Annotated in this window: 25 protein-coding genes; all 25 read right to left on the bottom strand. The window is 63.7% G+C overall.

Annotated elements, in window-relative coordinates; all coding sequences use genetic code 11:
* Positions 1 to 9 precede the first annotated feature (9 nt).
* Positions 10 to 366, bottom strand: a complete 357-nt coding sequence (rpsM, locus tag INQ41_RS02595; RefSeq protein WP_043959558.1) for a 30S ribosomal protein S13 — start codon at positions 364 to 366, stop codon at positions 10 to 12.
* Between the two features lie 399 nt (positions 367 to 765).
* Positions 766 to 2,103, bottom strand: a complete 1,338-nt coding sequence (secY, locus tag INQ41_RS02590) for a preprotein translocase subunit SecY (protein WP_407070795.1) — start codon at positions 2,101 to 2,103, stop codon at positions 766 to 768.
* Between the two features lie 28 nt (positions 2,104 to 2,131).
* The gene (gene rplO, locus INQ41_RS02585; protein ID WP_193985964.1) at positions 2,132 to 2,569 is read right to left on the bottom strand and encodes a 50S ribosomal protein L15; all 438 of its coding nucleotides are present in this window, start codon (positions 2,567 to 2,569) and stop codon (positions 2,132 to 2,134) included.
* A 4-nt stretch (positions 2,570 to 2,573) separates the two neighbouring features.
* Positions 2,574 to 2,774, bottom strand: a complete 201-nt coding sequence (gene rpmD, locus INQ41_RS02580; protein ID WP_193985962.1) for a 50S ribosomal protein L30 — start codon at positions 2,772 to 2,774, stop codon at positions 2,574 to 2,576.
* Positions 2,767 to 3,297 carry a 30S ribosomal protein S5 gene (rpsE, locus tag INQ41_RS02575; protein WP_043959554.1) on the bottom strand — a complete coding sequence of 177 codons (531 nt, stop codon included), beginning with the start codon at positions 3,295 to 3,297 and terminating at the stop codon, positions 2,767 to 2,769. The genes rpmD and rpsE overlap by 8 nt, the downstream gene beginning before the upstream one ends.
* A 153-nt stretch (positions 3,298 to 3,450) precedes the next feature.
* Positions 3,451 to 3,804, bottom strand: coding sequence for a 50S ribosomal protein L18 (rplR, locus tag INQ41_RS02570; protein WP_193985960.1), 354 nt, complete (start codon positions 3,802 to 3,804; stop codon positions 3,451 to 3,453).
* A 37-nt stretch (positions 3,805 to 3,841) separates the two neighbouring features.
* Positions 3,842 to 4,369, bottom strand: a complete 528-nt coding sequence (gene rplF / locus INQ41_RS02565) for a 50S ribosomal protein L6 (RefSeq protein WP_193985958.1) — start codon at positions 4,367 to 4,369, stop codon at positions 3,842 to 3,844.
* Positions 4,370 to 4,382: 13 nt separating this feature from the next.
* Entirely contained in the window at positions 4,383 to 4,781 is a 399-nt protein-coding gene (gene rpsH / locus INQ41_RS02560) for a 30S ribosomal protein S8 (protein ID WP_193985956.1), read from the bottom strand.
* A gap of 136 nt (positions 4,782 to 4,917) precedes the next feature.
* Positions 4,918 to 5,223, bottom strand: coding sequence for a 30S ribosomal protein S14 (rpsN, locus tag INQ41_RS02555; protein WP_193985954.1), 306 nt, complete (start codon positions 5,221 to 5,223; stop codon positions 4,918 to 4,920).
* Between the two features lie 15 nt (positions 5,224 to 5,238).
* On the bottom strand, positions 5,239 to 5,778 hold the full coding sequence (gene rplE, locus INQ41_RS02550) for a 50S ribosomal protein L5 (protein WP_193985945.1): 540 nt from the start codon (positions 5,776 to 5,778) through the stop codon (positions 5,239 to 5,241).
* An 11-nt stretch (positions 5,779 to 5,789) separates the two neighbouring features.
* A complete protein-coding gene (gene rplX, locus INQ41_RS02545) occupies positions 5,790 to 6,104 on the bottom strand; it encodes a 50S ribosomal protein L24 (protein ID WP_193985943.1) in 315 nt (104 codons plus the stop codon).
* A gap of 14 nt (positions 6,105 to 6,118) precedes the next feature.
* Positions 6,119 to 6,487 (bottom strand): 50S ribosomal protein L14, encoded by a 369-nt coding sequence (gene rplN / locus INQ41_RS02540; protein WP_193985941.1) that lies wholly within the window; start codon positions 6,485 to 6,487, stop codon positions 6,119 to 6,121.
* 15 nt (positions 6,488 to 6,502) lie between these two features.
* Entirely contained in the window at positions 6,503 to 6,772 is a 270-nt protein-coding gene (gene rpsQ / locus INQ41_RS02535; protein WP_193985939.1) for a 30S ribosomal protein S17, read from the bottom strand.
* A 9-nt stretch (positions 6,773 to 6,781) separates the two neighbouring features.
* Entirely contained in the window at positions 6,782 to 6,967 is a 186-nt protein-coding gene (rpmC, locus tag INQ41_RS02530; protein ID WP_043959545.1) for a 50S ribosomal protein L29, read from the bottom strand.
* Positions 6,967 to 7,380, bottom strand: coding sequence for a 50S ribosomal protein L16 (gene rplP / locus INQ41_RS02525; RefSeq protein WP_043959544.1), 414 nt, complete (start codon positions 7,378 to 7,380; stop codon positions 6,967 to 6,969). The genes rpmC and rplP overlap by 1 nt, the downstream gene beginning before the upstream one ends.
* 6 nt (positions 7,381 to 7,386) lie before the next feature.
* Positions 7,387 to 8,103 (bottom strand): 30S ribosomal protein S3, encoded by a 717-nt coding sequence (gene rpsC, locus INQ41_RS02520; protein ID WP_043959543.1) that lies wholly within the window; start codon positions 8,101 to 8,103, stop codon positions 7,387 to 7,389.
* 2 nt (positions 8,104 to 8,105) lie between these two features.
* A complete protein-coding gene (rplV, locus tag INQ41_RS02515; protein ID WP_043959586.1) occupies positions 8,106 to 8,453 on the bottom strand; it encodes a 50S ribosomal protein L22 in 348 nt (115 codons plus the stop codon).
* A 10-nt stretch (positions 8,454 to 8,463) separates the two neighbouring features.
* Positions 8,464 to 8,730, bottom strand: coding sequence for a 30S ribosomal protein S19 (gene rpsS, locus INQ41_RS02510; RefSeq protein ID WP_043959542.1), 267 nt, complete (start codon positions 8,728 to 8,730; stop codon positions 8,464 to 8,466).
* A gap of 6 nt (positions 8,731 to 8,736) precedes the next feature.
* Entirely contained in the window at positions 8,737 to 9,564 is an 828-nt protein-coding gene (gene rplB, locus INQ41_RS02505; RefSeq protein ID WP_043959541.1) for a 50S ribosomal protein L2, read from the bottom strand.
* A 10-nt stretch (positions 9,565 to 9,574) separates the two neighbouring features.
* A complete protein-coding gene (gene rplW, locus INQ41_RS02500) occupies positions 9,575 to 9,871 on the bottom strand; it encodes a 50S ribosomal protein L23 (RefSeq protein WP_036196034.1) in 297 nt (98 codons plus the stop codon).
* A complete protein-coding gene (gene rplD, locus INQ41_RS02495) occupies positions 9,868 to 10,494 on the bottom strand; it encodes a 50S ribosomal protein L4 (protein ID WP_193985938.1) in 627 nt (208 codons plus the stop codon). Before rplD ends, rplW begins: the two co-directional genes overlap by 4 nt.
* Positions 10,491 to 11,147, bottom strand: coding sequence for a 50S ribosomal protein L3 (rplC, locus tag INQ41_RS02490; protein WP_193985936.1), 657 nt, complete (start codon positions 11,145 to 11,147; stop codon positions 10,491 to 10,493). The genes rplD and rplC overlap by 4 nt, the downstream gene beginning before the upstream one ends.
* Positions 11,148 to 11,157: 10 nt before the next feature.
* The gene (rpsJ, locus tag INQ41_RS02485) at positions 11,158 to 11,469 is read right to left on the bottom strand and encodes a 30S ribosomal protein S10 (RefSeq protein ID WP_043959538.1); all 312 of its coding nucleotides are present in this window, start codon (positions 11,467 to 11,469) and stop codon (positions 11,158 to 11,160) included.
* A 310-nt stretch (positions 11,470 to 11,779) separates the two neighbouring features.
* On the bottom strand, positions 11,780 to 12,970 hold the full coding sequence (tuf, locus tag INQ41_RS02480) for an elongation factor Tu (protein ID WP_193985918.1): 1,191 nt from the start codon (positions 12,968 to 12,970) through the stop codon (positions 11,780 to 11,782).
* Positions 12,971 to 13,038: 68 nt separating this feature from the next.
* Positions 13,039 to 15,129, bottom strand: a complete 2,091-nt coding sequence (gene fusA / locus INQ41_RS02475; RefSeq protein WP_193985934.1) for an elongation factor G — start codon at positions 15,127 to 15,129, stop codon at positions 13,039 to 13,041.
* Between the last annotated feature and the right edge of the window lie 18 nt (positions 15,130 to 15,147).

The following is a 15,147-nucleotide window of genomic DNA, read 5'->3' as shown; positions in this document are numbered from 1 at the left end:
ATCTACCCCTTACTTCCGGATGGCCCGACGCGGACCCTTGCGGGTACGTGCGTTGGTCTTGGTGCGCTGGCCACGAAGCGGCAGGCCGCGACGGTGACGCAGGCCGCGGTAGCAACCCAGGTCCATGAGGCGCTTGATCGACATGCCGATTTCGCGACGCAGGTCGCCTTCGACGATGAACTTGCCGATCTCGCCGCGCAGACGCTCGACTTCCGGCTCGGACAGGTCGCGGATCTTGGTCGACAGTTTGACGTCGGCCGACTCGCAGACCTGTTTGGAACGGGTACGGCCAATGCCGTAGATGTTCTGCAGCCCGACCCAGACGTGCTTCTGGGCAGGCAGATTGACGCCCGCAATACGCGCCATAACGCGATCTCCAACTGGTTTGGCAACCGAGCCCTGACAACTCGGTGGAAAGGTTCACTGATTAGTGAATCGAAAAATCATCTAGGTCCCGGGTCGTAGGAAGCAGTGCGCCGACAAAGACGCCGCACCGCAACGGCATGGGGAGTGTGCCCATGCTCCGGCGACGAACCAGGACTGACCGGGAAAGCGCTGTCAAGCCGCCTTCCCGGACACCGCGCGCTACTCTGGCGCGCAGATGGGTCCGGATCCACCTGCGCGCGAGACGTCGCGCAGGTCGCCCTGATGAAAGCCGGTGTGGGAGCCGGGCTTTCGATACATCTGCAACATCCACGGCCAATGCGTGCCGAAGATGACGCGCCAGTTTAGCCGAAGCGACTGGCCTGAATCAACACCTTTCGTTCAGCGCGCGCCGGCGCCACCGCGGGAACCCTTCAGGTTCGCCTTTTTCAGCAGGCTTTCGTACTGGTGCGACATCAGGTGCGCCTGGATCTGCGCAATGAAGTCCATCACCACGACCACGACAATCAGCAGCGAGGTGCCACCGAAGTAGAACGAGGTGCCCATCTGCGAGCGCATCACTTCCGGCAGCAGGCAGACGATGACCAGGTAGGTCGCGCCCGCTGCCGTCAGCCGGGTCAGCACCCCGTCGACATAGTCGGCGGTCGCCTTGCCCGGACGGATGCCCGGAATCAGGGCCCCCGACTTCTTCAGGTTGTCGGCGGTCTCCTGCGAGTTGAAGACCAGCGCCGTATAGAAGAACGTGAAGCCCGCGATCAGGCCACCGTAAAGCAGCATGTGCAGTGGCTCGCCCGGATTCAGCCATTGGCTGACCTTGAGCATGAACGACGACGAATCCCCCTGGCTGAACCACGTTGCCGCGGTTGCCGGGAACATCACGATGCTGGACGCGAAGATCGGCGGGATCACGCCCGACATGTTGAGCTTCAGCGGCAGGAACGAGGACTGGTTCATGTACGCGCTGCGGCCGCCTTGGCGGCGCGCGTAATTGACCGTGATCCGCCGCTGGCCACGCTCGACAAACACCACGAAGAAGGTAACGGCCAATACGATGGCGACGACCGCCATGGCGGTGAGCGTGCCCATCTCGCCGTTGCGGACCTGCTCGAACATGTTCAACGCGGCCGACGGCAGCCCTGCGACGATGCCGGCGAAAATGATCAGCGAGACACCGTTGCCAATGCCGCGCTCGGTTACCTGCTCGCCCAGCCACATCAGGAACATGGTGCCGGCGGTAAGCGAGATGACCGCGGTGATGACAAAGCCGGCGCCGGGGCTGTAGACCACCGGAATGCCCTGGCTGGCGCCGCCGGCCTGCAGCGCCGTTGCAATGCCCCAGGCCTGGAACACCGCCAACGGGATCGCACCAAGGCGCGACCACTGGGTGATCTTGCGCCGGCCCGACTCGCCCTCTTTCTGGATCGCCTTCATGCTGGGCAGGATCTGCACCATCAGCTGCATGATGATGGACGCGGAGATGTAGGGCATCACGTTCAGCGCGAACAGGCTGAAGCGCTCCAGCGCACCACCGGAGAACATGTTGAACATGTCCACGATGGTGCCCTGCTGGCTTTCCATCAAGCGCAACATCGCCTCGGGATTGACGCCCGGCACCGGGATGTAACATCCCACCCGGTAGACGACCAGTGCTCCCAGCACGAACATGAGGCGCTGGCGGAGCTCGGTGAACTTGCCGAGCCCGCCGCCCATGCCGGCCATGGCGTTGTTGCTACGCGCCATCGGTGACTTACTCCTCGACCTTGCCGCCGGCCGCTTCAATGGCGGCCTTGGCACCGGCCGTGGCCAGCACGCCCTTGAACACGAACTTCTTGCCGACCTCGCCCTTCACCACCAGCTTGGCGCGCTTGGCGCGGCTCGGCACGAGGCCGGCGGCACGCAGGGCGGCGAAATCGATCTCGCCCGCCTCAAGCTTGTCCAACTGGTAGAGCATGACTTCGGCGGTGTCGTTCTTGGTCTTGCTGCGGAAGCCGATCTTGGGCAGACGCATCTGCATCGGCATCTGGCCGCCTTCGAAGCCGGCCTTGATCTTGCCCTTGCCGGACCGCGCGAACGAGCCCTTGTGTCCACGACCGGCGGTCTTGCCCAAGCCGGAACCGATACCGCGACCGACGCGCTTGCGGTCTTCGCGGGCGCCCTCTGCGGGCGAGAGTGTATTGAGACGCATGGTATTACTCCTCGACCCGGACCAGGTAGTGGACCGTATTGATCAGGCCACGAACCTGCGGGCTGTCCTTCAGCTCGCGGACGTCATTGATCTTGCGCAGGCCCAATGCCTTCACCGACAGGCGGTGACGACCCTGGGTGCCACGCAGACCCTTGACCAGACGCACCTTGACGGTGCCACTCTTGTTTTCAGTTGCATCAGCCATGGTTCAATTCCTCGACCTTCTTGCCGCGTTTGGCCGCGATCTTCTCCGGCGAATGCATCTCGGACAGGCCACGCAGGGTTGCCCGGACCAGATTGATCGGGTTGCGTGAACCGGTGGCCTTGGCCAGCACGTCACGCACGCCGACCGCCTCGAGCACCGCGCGCATGGCGCCGCCGGCGATCACGCCAGTACCTTCCGACGCCGGCTGCATGTACACATGCGCCGCACCGTGGCCGGACTTGACCGAATGCCAGAGCGTGCCGTTGTTCAGATCGACGCCCTTCATGTTCTTGCGTGCCTGCTCCATCGACTTCTGGATCGCGGCCGGCACTTCGCGTGCCTTCGCGTAACCCATGCCGACCTTGCCGCCGCCGTCACCGACCACCGTCAGCGCGGTGAAGGTGAACTGGCGACCGCCCTTGACGGTCTTGCTGACACGGTTGACGGTGATCAGCTTCTCGATCATGCCGTCGTCGATTTCGTCGCGGGGACCACGCCCCCGTGAATCGCGTTCGTTAGCCATCTTGCAGTTACCTGGTTTGAATAGGGAATTTGCGGCGGTGCCGCTTATGATTGTTGACACGTCCGGGCGCCGTGCGACCACAGGAACCTGGGATCACACCCGACGCAACCCGCGTCGGCAGGTACCAGAACGGGGCGTTCGCCCCATCCCGGATCAGAACTGCAGGCCACCCTCGCGAGCGGCATCGGCCAGCGCCTTGACGCGACCGTGGTAGCGGTAGCCCGAGCGGTCAAACGCGACCTTCTCGATGCCGGCGGCCTTGGCTGCGGCGGCGATGGCCTGGCCAACCTTGGCGGCGGCATCGGCGTTGCGACCGTTCTTCAGGCCTTCCATCACGCTGGACTGGGTGGTCGAGGCGGCGGCAAGGCACTGCGAACCGTCGGCAGTGAAGACCTGCGCGTACAGATGCTGGCCGGTACGCAGCACCGACAGGCGCGGCACGCCGAGGGTGCGGATGTGCGAACGGGTCGACTTGGCGCGACGCAGGCGGGCGATGTTCTTGTTCATTGTCTGGTCCTCGAAAGCTGAAGGCCCCTGATGGTGATCAGGCCTTCTTGGCTTCCTTGCGAATGATGGTCTCGCCGGCGTACTTCACACCCTTGCCCTTGTAGGGCTCGGGCGGACGGAAGCCACGAATCTTGGCAGCCACTTCACCAACACGCTGGTTGTCGGCACCCTGCACCAGCACTTCGGTCTGGGTCGGGGTGGTGATGGTGATGCCTTCCGGAGCGGTGAACACGACCGGGTGCGAGAAGCCGAGCGACAGGCTCAGCTCCTTGCCCTGCATCGCGGCGCGGTAGCCGACGCCGACCAGCTCGAGCTTGCGCTCGAAGCCTTCGGACACGCCGTGCACCATGTTGGCGATGATCGAACGCATCGTGCCGGTCACCGGGACGTTCGCCGGCGTGTCGGCGCTCATGAGCGCCTGGCCGTCCTCGATCTTGATCTGGACGCCTTCGGGAACGGCCATCGACAGGGTGCCCTTGGGCCCCTTGACGGTGACATTGCCCGACTGGACGTCCAGCTGGACACCCTTGGCCAGGACGATGGGCTTGTTGGCAATACGGGACATTATCGTTACTCCCTTATGCCACGAAGCACAGGACTTCACCGCCGACGCCGAGCTCGCGCGCCTTCGAATCGGTCATGATGCCCTTGGAGGTGGAAATGATGGACACGCCCAGGCCATTGAGGACCTTGGGCAGCGCGTCCTTGCCGCGGTACTGGCGCAGTCCCGAGCGCGAGTAGCGCTTCAGCTGCTCGATGACCGGCTTGCCTTCGTAGTACTTCAGATCGACCTGCAGCTCGTGCTTGCCGTTGCCGATGTCGGTCACGGTGGTGCCGAGGATGTAGCCTTCGTCTTCCAGCACCTTGGCGATAGCCACCTTGGTCTTGGACGAGGGCATTTTTACCGACGGCTTGCCGACCGCGGCCGCATTGCGGATGCGGACGAACATGTCGGCGATGGGATCAGTCATGCTCATGTGTAGTTACCTGATGAGTGCACCGATATCCGCGCGATTGCGAATTCAGTTGTGGCGCGCCGGGAACGGCAGGCACGCATGGAGCGTTGCGAGCCGGCAAGTCTAGCAGACTAACCGGCCCGCATTACCAGTTTTTTTACCAGCTGGCCTTGCGCAGGCCCGGAACGTCGCCGCGCATGGTGGCTTCGCGCAGCTTGTTGCGGCCCAGGCCGAACTTGGAATACACGCCGCGCGAACGCCCGGTCAGGGCGCAACGGTTGCGCTGGCGCGACGGCGAGGAGTCACGCGGCAGTTTCTGCAGCTTGACGACCGCCTCTTCCTTCTCCTCGTAGGAGCTGGACGGGCTGGAAATGGTCTTCTTCAGCTCGGCGCGCTTGGCGGCATACTTCTCCGCCAGCTTGGCCCGCTTCAGATCGCGGTTGACCATGGAGGTCTTTGCCATAACGGGATCCTTGGATTAGGTGCGGAACGGGAAGCGGAACGCTTCCAGCAGGGCGCGGGCTTCAGCATCGGTATTCGCGGTCGTGATGATCGCGATGTCCATGCCGCGGACAGCATCCACCTGGTCGTAATCGATTTCCGGGAAGATGATCTGCTCCTTGACGCCCATGTTGTAGTTGCCACGCCCGTCAAAGGACTTGCCAGACACACCACGGAAGTCGCGCACGCGCGGCAGCGAGACGTTGATCAGACGGTCGAGGAACTCGAACATCCTGGAACGGCGCAAGGTGACCTTGCAGCCGATCGGCCAGCCGTCACGGATCTTGAACGAGGCCACCGACACGCGGCTGTTGGTCACGATCGGCTTCTGGCCGGCGATCTTGGTCATGTCGGCGACCGCGTTCTCCAGCACCTTCTTGTTGGTGGCCGCCTCGCCCACACCCATGTTCAGGGTGATCTTGGAGATGCGCGGCACCTGCATCGGGTTCGTGTAGCCGAACTTCTCGGCCAGCGACGGAACCACTTCTTCTTTGTAGAATTTTTCAAGCCGGGTCATTTCAGCATTCCTCAGGCGTCTAGCGCCTCGCCGCTGGAGCGGAACACACGCATTTTGCGTCCATCCTCCAGCACTTTGATGCCAACGCGCTCGCCCTTGCCCGATGCCGGGTTGAACACCATCACGTTGGAGATATGGATCGGCGCTTCCCGCTCGATCACGCCGCCGGCCTGGCCGACCTGCGGGTTCGGCTTGGTGTGGCGCTTGATGATGTTGACGTTGGACACGACGACCTTGTCGCCTGCCACGCGCACCACATCACCCTTCTTGCCCTTGTCCTTGCCGGCGGTGACGATCACGTGGTCGCCTTTCTTGATACGGTTCATGTCGGTTCCTCCGCTCAGAGCACTTCTGGGGCGAGCGAGACGATCTTCATGAACTTCTCGGAACGCAGTTCACGGGTCACGGGCCCGAAGATGCGGGTGCCAATCGGCTCCTGCTTGTTGTTCAGCAGCACGGCGGCGTTGCCGTCGAAGCGGATCAACGAGCCGTCCGGGCGACGAACGCCCTTGCGGGTACGCACCACGACGGCGTCATAGACGTCGCCCTTCTTGACCTTGCCCCGCGGAATCGCGTCCTTCACGGTCACTTTGATGACGTCGCCGATCGCGGCGTAACGGCGCTTGGAGCCACCGAGCACCTTGATGCACATCACTTCCTTCGCGCCGGAATTGTCTGCCACCGTGAGGTAGCTTTGCATCTGGATCATGGTTCAGCCTCCTCGTTATTCGACAGCGCGGGTGACAACTTCCACCACACGCCAGTTCTTGGTCTTCGACATCGGCGCGATCTCGGTAATCCGGACCACGTCGCCCTCGTTGCAGGTGTTCTCCGCATCGTGCGCGTGCAGCTTGGTCGAGCGACGGATGTACTTGCCGTACAGCGCGTGCTTGACCTGGCGCTCCACGAGCACGGTGACGGTCTTGTCCATCTTGTTGCTGACCACGCGTCCTTCGACCGTGCGCAGCGCCTTCTCTGTATTGTTGTCGGTCATGGCGGGTCCTTACTTCTTCTCGCCGAGCAGGGTGTTGACGCGAGCAATCTCGCGGCGCACCCGGCGGGCCTCATGGGTCTTGGCGAGCTGGCCGGTGGCCTGCTGCATGCGAAGGGCGAACCCTTCCTTGTGCAGCTCGGTCAGATGGGCCTTGAGCTCGTCAGCGGACTTCTCTCGCAGTTTGTTGAGTTCCATTACCGCACCGTCCGGGTCACGAAAGTGGTGGTCACCGAGAGCTTCGCGGCGGCCAGGCGGAACGCCTCGCGCGCCACGTCTTCAGCCACGCCCTCGATCTCGTAGATCATCCGGCCGGGCTGGACCTGGGCAACCCAGTACTCCACGTTGCCCTTGCCCTTGCCCATGCGGACTTCGATCGGCTTCTTGGTGACCGGCTTGTCGGGGAACACGCGCAGCCACATCTTGCCGCCGCGCTTGACGTGACGGCTGATGGAGCGACGCGCCGCCTCGATCTGGCGGGCGGTGAGCTGGCCGTGCGCGGTCGCCTTCAGGCCGTACTCGCCGAAGCTGACAGCGTTGCCGCTCCAGGCCAGGCCGTCGTTGCGGCCCTTGTGCACCTTGCGGTACTTGGTTCGTTTTGGTTGCAACATGATCCGTTACCTCGAGTCGCGGGGCGGACGGGGCGAGCGGTCACGTCGATCGCTGCGCGGGCTGTCGTCCGGCTTTTCCTGACCAACCTGGGAGAAATCGAAGATCTCGCCCCGGTAGACCCATGCCTTCACGCCGATGATGCCGTAGGTGGTGTTCGCCTCGGCAAAGCCGTAGTCGATGTCCGCGCGCAGGGTGTGCAGCGGCACACGACCTTCGCGGTACCACTCGGAACGGGCGATTTCCGCACCATTCAAGCGGCCACCGACCTGGACCTTGATGCCCAGGGCACCCAGGCGCATCGCGTTGCCGACCGCGCGCTTCATCGCACGGCGGAACATGATGCGACGCTCCAGCTGCTGGGCAATCGACTCGGCCACCAGCTGGGCGTCCAGCTCGGGCTTGCGCACTTCGGTCACGTTGATGTGGGCAGGCACGCCCATCATCTCGCTGACTTCCTTGCGCAGCTTGTCGATGTCCTCGCCCCGCTTGCCGATCACCACGCCCGGACGGGCGGTGTGGATGGTCACGCGGGCGTTGTTGGCCGGGCGCTCGATGAAGATCTTCGAGATGCCGGCCTGCGAGAGCTTCTTGCGCAGCATCTCGCGGACCTTGAGGTCGGCGATCAGGTACTCGGAGTACTGCTTCTTGCCGGCAAACCACTTGGAGTTCCAGTCCTTGGAAATGCCAAGGCGGATGCCGGTCGGATGAACTTTGTTACCCATAATCAGACTCCGCCCTGCTTGCCGTCGCCCACAACCACGGTGATGTGGCTGGTGCGCTTGAGAATGCGGGTGCCGCGACCCTTCGCACGCGCCATGAAGCGCTTCAGCGTTGGACCTTCGTCAACCATGATCGTCGTGACCTTCAGCTCGTCGATGTCGGCGCCCTGGTTGTTCTCGGCGTTGGCGATGGCCGACTCCAGAACCTTGCGGACGAGATCGGCGGCCTTCTTGTCGGAGAACTTCAGCAGGTTGACTGCTTTCTCGGCGGTCTGACCGCGGACCTGGTCGGCGACCAGGCGTACTTTCTGGGCGGAGATGCGCGCACTGCGCAGGATGGCTTTGGCTTCCATGGTCATCTCCTTATCGGCTCTTCTTGTCGCCGACGTGTCCCTTGAAGGTACGCGTCAGGGCGAACTCGCCGAGTTTGTGGCCGACCATGTTCTCGTTGACCAGCACCGGGATGTGGTTGCGACCGTTATGCACGGCGATGGTGAAACCCACCATCTCCGGCAGCACCATCGAGCGGCGCGACCAGGTCTTGATCGGGCGCTTGTTGTTGGCCGCAGCCTCCACCTTCTTGATCAGATGGTGGTCGACGAACGGACCCTTTTTAAGTGAACGTGCCATTGTCGATTAGCTCCTGCGATCGCGAACGATGAACTGCTGCGTGCGCTTGTTGTGCCGCGTCTTGTAACCCTTGGTCGGGACACCCCACGGGGTGACCGGATGCGGGTTGCCCTGGCCAGCCTTGCCCTCACCACCGCCGTGCGGATGGTCGACCGGGTTCATGGCGGCACCACGCACGGTCGGGCGGATGCCCAACCAGCGCTTGGCGCCGGCCTTGCCCAGTTTCTGCAGGCTGTGCTCGTTGTTGCCGACCTCACCGATGGTGGCGCGGCACTCGACCGGCACCTTCCGCATCTCGCCGGAGCGCAGGCGCAGGGTTGCGTAACCCTGCTCGCGCGCCACCAGCTGCACCGAGGCGCCGGCGGCACGGGCGATCTGCGCACCCTTGCCAGGCTTCATCTCGATGCAATGCACGGTGGAGCCGACCGGCACGTTGGCCAGCGGCAGGCTGTTGCCGGTACGGATCGGGGCATCACGGCCGGCGATCACCTGGTCGCCCGCCTTCAGGCCCTTGGGCGCGATGATGTAACGGCGCTCACCGTCGACGTAGCACAGCAGGGCGATGTGGGCGGTGCGGTTGGGATCGTATTCGATCCGCTCCACGCGCGCCGGAATGCCTTCCTTGTTGCGCTTGAAATCGATGATGCGGTAGTGCTGCTTGTGGCCACCACCGATGTGGCGGGTGGTGATGCGGCCGTGGTGGTTACGTCCACCCGAGCGGCTCTGCGGCTCCAGCAACGGCGCGTACGGCGCGCCCTTGTGGAGTTCGGGCGACACGACGCGGACTGCCGAACGGCGGCCTGGCGAAGTGGGTTTGAATGTCATTAGTGCCATGGGTCGATCCTCAAGCCTTGGCCATCACGTCGATCGACTGGCCATCGGCCAGCGTCACGTATGCCTTGCGCCAGTCGGGGCGACGGCCCATGCGGAACTTGAAGGCTTTGGCTTTGCCCTTCACGTTGAGCACGTTGACCGCCTCGACCTTGACGTCGAACAGCTTTTCCACGGCGACCTTGATGTCCGCCTTGGTTGCCGTCGTCGCCACTTCGAAGACGTATTGATTGGAAACTTCCTGCAGCCGTGCGGTCTTCTCGGACACACGCGGCGCACGGATCACGTTGTAGAGCTTGGCGTCATTCATGCCAGCCACTCCTCGATCTTCTTGATCGCGTCGGCGGTGACCACGACCGTGTCGGCGCCTACCAGCGCGACCGGATCCAGGCCCTGCACGTCACGGACTTCGACATACGGCAAGTTGCGCGCCGAGAGGTACAGATTCTCGGTGGCATCCTCGGTGACCAGCAGCGGACGGCGACCGGCTTCAAGATCCTTGAGCAGGGCAACCATGCCCGTGGTCTTGGGCGAATCCAGCTCCAGGCTCTCCACCACGGTGATGCGACCCTGGCGGTTGAGCTCGGACAGGATCGAAGCCATCGCCGCGCGGTACATCTTGCGGTTGACCTTCTGCGCGAAGCTGCGCGGCTTGGCCGCGAAGGTCACGCCGCCGCCGCGGAAGATCGGAGCGGTCAGGGCACCGTGACGGGCGCCACCACCCTTCTGCTTCTTCGACTTCTTGGTGGTGCCGGCGACTTCCGAGCGCGTCTTCTGCGCCTTGGTTCCGGCACGACCGGCGTTGCGGTAGGCGACCACGACCTGGTGGACCAGGTCCTCGCTGAACTCGCGGCCGAAGATCTCCTCGGAGACCGCCAGCGTCTTGCTGCCGGCACTATCGTTAATTGCTTTGATGGCAAGTTCCATCGTCATACTCCCTTGGTCGTCGGGCGGACGATCACGTCGCCGCCCGGCGCGCCCGGCACCGCGCCCTTGATCGCGATCAGGCCGCGCTCGGCGTCGACCTTGACCACTTCCAGGCCCTGCGTGCTCTGCTGCACCTGACCCATGTGGCCGGACATCTTCTTGCCCGGAAACACGCGGCCCGGCGTCTGGCGCTGGCCGATGGAACCCGGCGTACGGTGCGAGAGCGAGTTACCGTGGGTGGCATCGCCCATGGCGAAGTTCCAGCGCTTCACGGTGCCCTGGAAGCCCTTGCCCTTGGTCACGCCCTGCACGTCGACGATCTGGCCCACTTCAAAGATGTCGGCCTTGATCTCGCCACCGACGTTGAAGTCGGCGAGCTTGTCGTCGGCGACGCGGAACTCCCACAGGCCGCGACCGGCGCCCACCTTGGCCTTGGCCAGGTGACCCGCGTCGGGCTTGTTGACCAGCGCCGCGCGGCGCACGCCGACGGTGACCTGGACGGAGCTGTAGCCGTCGGTGTCGACGGACTTGATCTGGGTGATCCGGTTGGGGGTCGCCTCGATCAGCGTCACCGGTACCGACCGGCCATCCTCGGTGAAAAACCGGCTCATGCCGGCCTTGCGACCGACGATGCCCAACGAATATTTCTTCGCGGTCATGATGTCTGCCTCAGGTCAGCTTGATCTGGACGTCGACGCCGGCAGCCAGTTCGAGCTTCATCAGCGCGTCCACGGTCTTGTCGTTGGGGTCGACGATGTCGAGCACGCGCTTGTGCGTGCGGGTCTCGTACTGGTCGCGCGCGTCCTTGTCGACGTGCGGAGAAGTAAGAACGGTGAAGCGCTCGATCTTGGTCGGCAGCGGAATCGGACCACGCACTTGTGCGCCGGTCCGCTTGGCTGTCTCGACGATCTCGCTGGCCGAGCGGTCGATCAGTCGATGATCGTACGCCTTCAGCCGGATTCGGATCTTTTGGTCCGCCATGACGGGTGTTCCCTGGAAGTAAAGAGCGACGGGCCGGCGGCTAGGTGCACCGAACCCCATTGGGCATTTCCACACCGGAGTTGACCCGCCGGCACGGAAATCTGTAGCAAAACAAGGCAGGCCGGTTACCCGGCCTGCCCAGACAGAAAAGTATAAAGCGCGTGTCATCAGCCCGTCAAGCTGTTGCGGACACATCCGCTACAGCCAGTGGTGGTGCCACGCGACATTTCCCTGTCGGGCGAATACGAGGTGCTTCCTGCTCCTCATTTCGCTGGTTTCGACGCCCCTTGCGGAGCGCCAGGTACCGCTATTACTTGATGATCTTCGACACCACGCCGGCGCCGACGGTGCGACCGCCTTCGCGGATCGCGAAACGCAGGCCTTCGTCCATCGCGATCGGGTTGATCAGCTCGACCACCATCTTCACGTTGTCGCCCGGCATCACCATCTCCACGCCCTCGGGCAGCTCGCAGGCGCCGGTCACGTCGGTGGTGCGGAAGTAGAACTGCGGACGGTAGCCCTTGAAGAACGGCGTATGACGGCCGCCCTCGTCCTTGCTCAGGATGTACACCTCACCCTCGAACTGGGTGTGCGGCTTGATCGAGCCGGGCTTGCACAGCACCTGGCCGCGCTCCACGTCGTCACGCTTGGTGCCGCGCAGCAGCAGACCGGCGTTGTCACCTGCCTGACCCTGGTCGAGCAGCTTGCGGAACATCTCCACGCCGGTGACGGTGGTCTTGACGGTCGGACGGATGCCGACGATCTCGATTTCCTCGCCCACCTTGATGATGCCGCGCTCGATGCGGCCGGTGACCACGGTGCCGCGACCGGAGATCGAGAACACGTCCTCGACCGGCATCAGGAACGCCTTGTCCACGTCGCGCTCGGGCTCCGGGATCCAGCTGTCCAGCGCATCGACCAGCTTGATGATCGAGGGCACGCCGATATCGCTCTGGTCGCCTTCCAGCGCCTTCAGCGCCGAACCGGTGATGATCGGGGTGTCGTCGCCGGGGAAGTCGTACTTGGAGAGCAGCTCGCGCACTTCCATCTCCACCAGCTCCAGCAGCTCGGCGTCGTCCACCATGTCCGCCTTGTTCAGGTAGGACACGATGTACGGCACGCCCACCTGGCGGGCCAGCAGGATGTGCTCGCGGGTCTGCGGCATCGGGCCGTCCGCGGCCGAGCACACCAGGATCGCGCCGTCCATCTGCGCCGCACCGGTGATCATGTTCTTCACGTAGTCGGCGTGCCCGGGGCAGTCGACGTGCGCGTAGTGGCGGTTGGGCGACTCGTACTCGACGTGCGAGGTCGAGATGGTGATGCCGCGCGCCTTCTCTTCGGGTGCACGGTCGATCGCGTCGTACGCGCTGAACTCGCCGCCGAAGCGCTCCGCGCCAACCTTGGTCAGCGCTGCAGTCAACGTGGTCTTGCCGTGGTCAACGTGACCGATCGTGCCGACGTTCACGTGCGGCTTGGTGCGCTCGAATTTACCCTTGGCCATGATTGTTACCTCTGGATTTCATCTGGTTATGGTGTGGAAGCCGCGGCCGGCGGGTGCCGGCCGTTGCATCAGTTCTTTTTGATCACCGCTTCGGCGATGTTGGCCGGCGCCTCGGCGTAGTGATCGAATTCCATCGTGAAGGTTGCACGACCCTGCGACATCGAGCGCAGGCTGGTGGCGTAGCCGAACATCTCGCCCAGCGGCAGCATCGCATCGATGATCTTGCCCGACAGGCTGTCCTCCTGACCCTGCAGGATGCCGCGACGGCGGCTGACGTCGCCCATCACGTCGCCCAGGTAATCCTCGGGGGTGACGATCTCGACCTTCATCATCGGCTCCAGCAGGACCGGGCTGGCCTTGTGGAAGCCTTCCTTGAAGCCCATCGAGCCGGCGATCTTGAACGCCATTTCGGAGGAGTCAACCTCATGGTAGGAACCGTCGATCAGCTTGACCTTGACGTCCACGATCGGGTAGCCGGCCAGCAGGCCATTGGCGACCGCCTCCTGGATACCCTTGTCCACCGCCGGGATGTAGTCCTTGGGGACCACGCCGCCGACAATGGCGTTCTCGAAGACGTAGCCGCTGCCGGTTTCGCCGGGCTCGATCTCGAGCCACACGTGACCGAACTGGCCCTTGCCGCCGGACTGGCGCACGAACTTGCCTTCGGCCTTGACTGCCTTGCGGATGGTCTCGCGGTAGGCGACCTGCGGCTTGCCGACGTTGGCCTCGACATGGAACTCGCGGCGCATGCGGTCCACCAGGATGTCCAGGTGCAACTCGCCCATGCCCGAGATGATCGTCTGGCCGGACTCTTCGTCGGTGTGCACGCGGAAGGACGGATCCTCCTGCGCCAGGCGGCCCAGTGCGGTGCTCATCTTTTCCTGGTCGGCCTTGGTCTTGGGCTCCACGGCCATCGAGATCACCGGCTCCGGGAACACCATGCGCTCCAGGGTGATGATGTGGTCGATCGCGCACAGGGTGTCACCGGTGGTGACGTCCTTCAGGCCGACGGCGGCGGCGATGTCGCCAGCGCGCACTTCCTTGATCTCGATGCGGTCGTTGGAGTGCATCTGCAGGATGCGGCCGATGCGCTCCTTCTTCGACTTGATCGGGTTGTAGACCTGGTCGCCGGAGTTGAGCACGCCCGAGTAGCAGCGGAAGAAGGTCAGCGAACCGACGAACGGGTCGGTCATCACCTTGAACGCCAGCGCGGAGAACGGCGCCTTGTCGGAGGCTTCGCGGGTCGCTTCCTGCTCGTCGTCGTCGATACCGGTCACGGCATGGACGTCGGTCGGCGCCGGCAGCAGCTGGATCACGCCGTCGAGCATCGCCTGCACGCCCTTGTTCTTGAACGCGGTGCCACAGAACACGGGAATGACTTCAACCTTGAGGGTGCGCTCGCGCAGGCCGCCGATGATCTCGGCCTCGGTCAGCTCGCCATCGTTGAGGTACTTGTCCATCAGCTCTTCGCTGGCTTCGGCCGCAGCCTCGACCATGAACGCGCGGGCGGTCGTGGCCTCTTCCAGCAGGTCGGCCGGGACCTCGCGGTACTCGAACACGGTGCCCTGGGATGCGGTATCCCAGTGGATCGCCTTCATCTTGATCAGGTCGACCACGCCCTCGAAGCCGTCTTCGGCGCCGATCGGCACCTGCATCGGCACCGGATAGGCACCCAGGCGCGCCTTCAACTGGCCGACGACCTTGTTGAAGTTGGCACCGGTGCGGTCCATCTTGTTGACGAACGCAAGACGGGGAACCTTGTACTTGTTGGCCTGGCGCCAGACAGTCTCCGACTGCGGCTGCACACCACCGACCGCGCACAGCACGAACACCGCGCCGTCGAGCACGCGCAGGGAGCGCTCCACCTCGATGGTGAAGTCGACGTGCCCGGGGGTGTCGATGATGTTCAGACGGTGCTGGGGCATGGACTTGTCCATGCCGCTCCAGAACGCGGTCGTCGCGGCGGACGTAATGGTGATGCCGCGCTCCTGCTCCTGCTCCATCCAGTCCATCGTGGCGGCACCCTCGTGGGTTTCGCCAAGCTTATGGTTGACACCGGTATAGAACAGGATGCGTTCGGAGGTGGTGGTTTTCCCGGCATCGATGTGGGCCATGATGCCGAAGTTGCGATAGCGTTCGATGGGAGTGGTGCGAGCCACGGTACCCTCTCGTATTTG

Origin of the sequence: Lysobacter ciconiae, assembly GCF_015209725.1 — a bacterium.
In the GTDB taxonomy this organism is placed as follows: Bacteria; Pseudomonadota; Gammaproteobacteria; order Xanthomonadales; family Xanthomonadaceae; genus Novilysobacter; species Novilysobacter ciconiae.
This window is presented reverse-complemented; position numbering and strand designations above follow the sequence as displayed.

Coding starts and splice junctions, on each gene's coding strand:
- rpsS (WP_043959542.1), bottom strand. CDS start 8,730: ATGGCACGTTCACTTAAAAAGGGTCCGTTCGTCGACCACCATCTGATC.
- rplR (WP_193985960.1), bottom strand. CDS start 3,804: ATGAACAAGAACATCGCCCGCCTGCGTCGCGCCAAGTCGACCCGTTCG.
- rpsJ (WP_043959538.1), bottom strand. CDS start 11,469: ATGGCGGACCAAAAGATCCGAATCCGGCTGAAGGCGTACGATCATCGA.
- rpmD (WP_193985962.1), bottom strand. CDS start 2,774: ATGGCTGATGCAACTGAAAACAAGAGTGGCACCGTCAAGGTGCGTCTG.
- rpmC (WP_043959545.1), bottom strand. CDS start 6,967: ATGGAACTCAACAAACTGCGAGAGAAGTCCGCTGACGAGCTCAAGGCC.
- rplW (WP_036196034.1), bottom strand. CDS start 9,871: ATGAATGACGCCAAGCTCTACAACGTGATCCGTGCGCCGCGTGTGTCC.
- rplV (WP_043959586.1), bottom strand. CDS start 8,453: ATGGAAGCCAAAGCCATCCTGCGCAGTGCGCGCATCTCCGCCCAGAAA.
- rplC (WP_193985936.1), bottom strand. CDS start 11,147: ATGACCGCGAAGAAATATTCGTTGGGCATCGTCGGTCGCAAGGCCGGC.
- tuf (WP_193985918.1), bottom strand. CDS start 12,970: ATGGCCAAGGGTAAATTCGAGCGCACCAAGCCGCACGTGAACGTCGGC.
- rplB (WP_043959541.1), bottom strand. CDS start 9,564: ATGGCACTAATGACATTCAAACCCACTTCGCCAGGCCGCCGTTCGGCA.
- rpsQ (WP_193985939.1), bottom strand. CDS start 6,772: ATGACCGACAACAATACAGAGAAGGCGCTGCGCACGGTCGAAGGACGC.
- rpsM (WP_043959558.1), bottom strand. CDS start 366: ATGGCGCGTATTGCGGGCGTCAATCTGCCTGCCCAGAAGCACGTCTGG.
- rplF (WP_193985958.1), bottom strand. CDS start 4,369: ATGTCCCGTATTGCCAACAAGCCCATCGTCCTGGCCAAGGGTGTCCAG.
- rplE (WP_193985945.1), bottom strand. CDS start 5,778: ATGACCCGGCTTGAAAAATTCTACAAAGAAGAAGTGGTTCCGTCGCTG.
- rplD (WP_193985938.1), bottom strand. CDS start 10,494: ATGACGATGGAACTTGCCATCAAAGCAATTAACGATAGTGCCGGCAGC.
- rpsC (WP_043959543.1), bottom strand. CDS start 8,103: ATGGGTAACAAAGTTCATCCGACCGGCATCCGCCTTGGCATTTCCAAG.
- rplN (WP_193985941.1), bottom strand. CDS start 6,487: ATGATCCAGATGCAAAGCTACCTCACGGTGGCAGACAATTCCGGCGCG.
- rplX (WP_193985943.1), bottom strand. CDS start 6,104: ATGAACCGTATCAAGAAAGGCGACCACGTGATCGTCACCGCCGGCAAG.
- rpsE (WP_043959554.1), bottom strand. CDS start 3,297: ATGGCTAACGAACGCGATTCACGGGGGCGTGGTCCCCGCGACGAAATC.
- rpsN (WP_193985954.1), bottom strand. CDS start 5,223: ATGGCAAAGACCTCCATGGTCAACCGCGATCTGAAGCGGGCCAAGCTG.
- secY (WP_407070795.1), bottom strand. CDS start 2,103: ATGGCCGGCATGGGCGGCGGGCTCGGCAAGTTCACCGAGCTCCGCCAG.
- rplP (WP_043959544.1), bottom strand. CDS start 7,380: ATGTTGCAACCAAAACGAACCAAGTACCGCAAGGTGCACAAGGGCCGC.
- rpsH (WP_193985956.1), bottom strand. CDS start 4,781: ATGAGCATGACTGATCCCATCGCCGACATGTTCGTCCGCATCCGCAAT.
- rplO (WP_193985964.1), bottom strand. CDS start 2,569: ATGCGTCTCAATACACTCTCGCCCGCAGAGGGCGCCCGCGAAGACCGC.